At 64.5% G+C, this 234-nt stretch carries 1 pseudogene; it reads left to right on the top strand.

Going from position 1 to position 234, the window contains the following annotated elements:
- A pseudogene (locus ACXAID_RS28515) lies at positions 1-234 on the top strand (hypothetical protein); the annotation flags it as partial.

The following is a 234-nucleotide window of genomic DNA, read 5'->3' as shown; positions in this document are numbered from 1 at the left end:
CTGCCTGCAGACCACCGGCACCGGCACCGCCGAGCAGCGGGTGGGCAACTGGGAGAACAACCGCGCCTACTACCAGCTGTGCTACTCCGACACCGTGCCGCTGTACACCGCGGAGCTGCTCAATCTGGGCAAGTTCCCGTACAAGTCCAGCTGGATCGAAAGCGACAGCGAGGGCACCCCGCACATCACCTACGACGGTGAGCCGGCGGTGCGTTACATGGAGTATCCGGTGCT

It is taken from the genome of Mycobacterium sp. ABE4_509, from assembly GCF_056160785.1.
The sequence above is the reverse complement of the archived record's forward strand: the minus strand, read 5'-3'. Positions and strand labels throughout refer to the sequence as shown.